The sequence below is a fragment of the Kitasatospora sp. NPDC048239 genome, assembly GCF_043202015.1.
Classification (GTDB): domain Bacteria; phylum Actinomycetota; class Actinomycetes; order Streptomycetales; family Streptomycetaceae; genus Kitasatospora.
Genome location: NZ_JBICZP010000040.1, coordinates 1 through 4,497, shown reverse-complemented (window position 1 = coordinate 4,497; position 4,497 = coordinate 1). Strand labels below are relative to the sequence as shown.

The 4,497-nt window shown below is 76.4% G+C and carries 1 protein-coding gene; it reads left to right on the top strand.

All coding sequences use genetic code 11. The features are described from left to right. The coding region (locus ACGFZP_RS39360; protein ID WP_392942277.1) for an SDR family NAD(P)-dependent oxidoreductase at nt 1-4,497 on the top strand (4,497 nt) is incomplete at both ends.

The window sequence follows — 4,497 nt, the reverse complement described above, 5'->3', positions numbered from 1 at the left end:
CGCGGACGCCTACGACCAGGTGACCGACGCCTTCGCGGCCCATCTCGACCGGCCGCTACGCGACATCGCATTCGCCGAGCCGGGCAGCGAGGCCGCCGCACTCCTCGACCGCACCGAATACGCCCAACCCGCCATCTTCGCCCTCGGCACCGCCCTCACCCACCTCCTCGCCACCCGAGGCATCCACCCCACCGCCGTCCTCGGCCACTCCATCGGCGCCCTCACCGCCGCCCACACCGCCGGCATCCTCACCCTCCACGACGCCGCCCACCTCGTCGCCACCCGCGCCCGCCTCATGCAACAAGCCCGCACCGACGGCACCATGACCGCCATCCAAGCCACCCCCGAAGAAGCCCTCACCGCCCTGCACGGCCACGAACACGCCGCCTCCCTCGCCGCCGTCAACGCCCCCACCTCCATCGTCCTCTCCGGCGACCGCGACACCCTCACCACCATCACCACCCACTTCCAGGCCCAGGGCCGACGCACCAAGAACCTCACCGTCAGCCACGCCTTCCACTCCCCCCACATGGACCCCGTCCTCGACGAATTCCGCACCACCGCCCACCAGATCACCTACCACCGACCCACCCTGGCGTTCATCTCCGACCTCACCGGCACGGCCGTCGAAACCACCGACGCCGACTACTGGACCGACCACATCCGCAGCACCGTCCGCTACCACGACGCCCTCCAGAGCGCCGCCCGACTCGGCACCACCACCTACCTCGAACTCGGCGCCACCCCCACCCTCACCCCACCCACCCGCGAAACCCTCGACACCGCCCACGTCCTCCCCCTCCTACGCCCCGACACCCACGAACCCCACACCCTCCTCACCACCCTCGCCACCGCCTGGACCACCGGCACCGACACTGCCGGCACCACCACCCGACCCACCACCACCCACACCCCCCTCCCCACCTACCCCTTCCAACACCAACACCTCTGGCTGGACGCCCCGCCCCGCCGCGAGGGCCGTCCGTCGGAGCACCCGCTCGCCGAGGTGGTGGTCGAGCTGGCCGATGACGGCGGCGCGGTCCTCACCGGCCGGCTCTCGACCCGCACCCACCCGTGGCTGGCCGACCACGCCGTCCAGGACACCGTCCTGCTGCCCGGCACCGCACTCCTGGACCTCGCACTGCACACCGCCGCCCGTCTGGGCTCCGGGCGGATCGGCGAACTGACGCTCTTCGCCCCCGCCGCCCTGGTGGACGGCGAGCCGCTGGAGATCCAGGTCACCGTGGCCGGTCCGGACGCCGACGGCCGACGCGAACTCGCCGTCCACAGTCGCCCGGAGGGCGCCGCCGACTGGGCCCGCAACGCCACCGGCTGGGCCACGCCGAGCACCGCCGACACCGACGCCGCCCAGACCGACACCGACGCTGCCGGCACCGCCGACCTCGGCGCCTGGCCCCCGCCCGGCGCCACCGCGCTGGCAGTCGACGGCCTCTACGACCGGCTCGCCGACCAGGGCCGCGGCTACGGCCCGGCCTTCCGCGGGCTGCGGGCCGCCTGGCGCTCCGGCGACGACCTGTACGCCGAAGTCCACCTGCCCGAGGGGCCGTTCGGCGACCCGGCCCGCTTCACCCTGCACCCCGCGCTGCTGGACGCCGCCCTGCACACCCTGCTGGCCGCGGACGCCCCGGCCGACGGCGGGCTCCGGCTGCCGTTCTCGTGGAGCGGCGCCGAGGTGCACGCCACCGCCGCGACCGCCCTGCGGGTCCGGCTCAGGCCCGACGAGCAGGGCGGCCTCACCCTGCACGCCACCGATCCGGCGGGCGGCCCGGTCCTCACCGTCGAACGCCTCGCCCTGCGCGCCCTCGCCCCGGACGCGCTCACCGGCGGCGCCGGCCCGCTGTACGCCACCGCCTGGCAGGCCGTCCGCGCCGTGACCGCCGACGGGTCCGCACCGACCTGGGCCGTCCTCGACCCACACGGCGCGCTGCCCGACCTCGACGCACTCCGCCTCGCCCACCCCGAGGGCGGGCTCCCGGACACCGTTCTGCGAGCCATCACCGATGACGGCGTGACGGCCCCGCCGAAGCTCGTCCGCTCGGCGGTGGCCCACTATCTGACGATCGTTCAGCAGTGGCTGGCCGAGCCGCGGACCGCCGGTGCGCGGCTGCTGGTGCAGACCTCCGGCGCCGTCGGCACCGGCCCCGCCGAGGCGCCCGCCGACCTGGCCGCGGCCGCGCTCCAGGGCCTGGTCCGCAGCGCGCAGAGCGAGCACCCCGGCCGGCTCGTCCTGCTCGACACGCCCGCCACCGCCCGCGGCACCGAGCCGCCGGTCGCCGACCCCGACGTCCTGCGGGCCGCCTTCGCGGCCGGCCCGGAGGAGCCCCGACTGGCCCTGCGCGAGGGCGGCCTGCTGGCCCCCCGCCTGGTCCGGACCCCCGCCCGCCCCGACGGGGAGCCCCGGGACTCGTTCGGCCCCGAGGGAACCGTCCTGCTGACCGGAGCCACCGGCTCCCTCGGCGGGCACATCGCCCGCCACCTCGTCACCCGGTACGGCGTGCGGCGGCTGCTGCTGGTCAGCCGCCGTGGCGCCGAGGCCCCCGGGGCCGACGAACTCCGCTCGGAGCTGGAAGAGTTGGGTGCCGAGGCCGAGTTCGCCGCGGTCGACATCGCCGATCGCGAGGCCGTGGCCGACCTGCTGGCCGAACAGCCGGTGACCGCCCTCGTGCACGCCGCGGGTGTGCTGGACGACGGCACCGTCGAGTCGCTCACCGCAGAGCGGCTGCACGCCGTGCTCCGCCCCAAGGCCGAAGCCGCCTGGCACCTGCACGAGTTGACCCGCGACCTGCCGCTCACGGCGTTCGTGCTGTTCTCCTCGGCCGCCGGTGTGCTCGGCGGCGCGGGCCAGGCCGCCTACGCCGCCGCCAACTCCTTCCTCGACGCGCTCGCCGACCAGCGCCGCGTCGAGGGCCTGCCGGGTCTGTCCCTGGCCTGGGGGCTGTGGGCGGGCGGCGCGGGCATGGGCGGCGAGCTGAACACCGCCGACCGGGCCAGGCTGCGCCGGGCCGGGGTGGCCCCGCTGTCCGTACCGCAGGCGCTCGGCCTGTTCGACGTGGCGCTCGCTGGTGAGCACTCCACCGTCGTGCCCGCCCGGCTGGACCTCGCCGGGCTGCGCGCCGCCACCACCGACGACGCCGTCCCCGCGCTGCTGCGCGGTCTCGTGGCACCCGCGCTCCGGACGGCCGCCGCAGCCACCCCGGCCGCACCCGCCGGTGCCGGGAGCGCGCTCGCCGCCGAACTCGCGGCGGCCGACCCGGCCGACCGCCTCGGCCGGCTGGTCCGCCTGGTGCAGACGCACGCCGCCGAGGCGCTGGCCCATCCGGGCGCCGACTCCGTGCCCACCGACCGGGCCTTCACCGACCTCGGCGTGGACTCGCTCACCGCCGTCGACCTGCGCAACCGGCTCGCCGAGGCGGCGGGCGTCCGGCTCGCCGCAACGGCGGTCTTCGACCACCCCACGGTGGGCGCGCTCGCCGCCCATCTGCTGGACGAACTGCTCGGCGGCGCCGACTCCCCGGCACCCGTCGCCACCGACACCCGGTCCGCCTCGGACGACCTGATCGCGGTGGTCGGGATCGGCTGCCGCTTCCCGGGCGGGGTCGCGTCCCCGGAGGACCTGTGGCGGCTGGTCGCGGACGGCGTCGACGCCGTCGGCCCGTTCCCCACCGACCGGGGGTGGGACCTGGAGAACCTCTACCACCCGGACCCGGAGCACCCCGGCACCTCGTACGCGCGCGAGGGCGGATTCCTGCGCGGGGCAGCCGAGTTCGACCCCGCGTTCTTCGGCATCAGCACCCGCGAGGCGCTGGCCACCGACCCGCAGCAGCGGCTGCTGCTGGAGACGGCGTGGGAGGCGATCGAGCGGGCCGGCATCGACCCGTCCACCCTGCGCGGCAGCCGCACCGGCGTCTTCGCCGGCGTGATGTACGACGACTACGGCGCCCGCCTGCACGGCGCCGCGCCGACCGGGTTCGAGGGGCACCTGGGCCAGGGCAGCGCGGGCAGCGTCGCCAGCGGCCGGGTCTCCTACGCGCTGGGCCTGGAGGGTCCGGCGGTGACGGTGGACACGGCCTGCTCGTCCTCGCTGGTGGCGGTCCACCTGGCGGCCCAGTCGCTGCGGTCCGGCGAGTCCACGCTGGCGCTGGCCGGCGGGGTGACGGTGATGGCCACGCCCGCGACCTTCGTGGAGTTCAGCCGGCAGCGGGGCCTGGCGCCGGACGGCCGCTGCAAGCCCTTCGCGGACGCGGCCGACGGCACGGCCTGGGGCGAGGGGGCGGGCCTACTGCTGCTGGAGCGCCTGGCCGACGCTCAGGCCAAGGGGCATCCGGTGCTGGCGGTGCTGCGCGGTTCCGCCGTCAACCAGGACGGTGCCAGCAACGGTCTCACCGCGCCGAACGGGCCCTCGCAGCAGCGGGTGATCCGCCAGGCCCTGGCCAACGCCGGCCTCACCCCCGACCAGGTCGACCTCGTCGAGGCCCA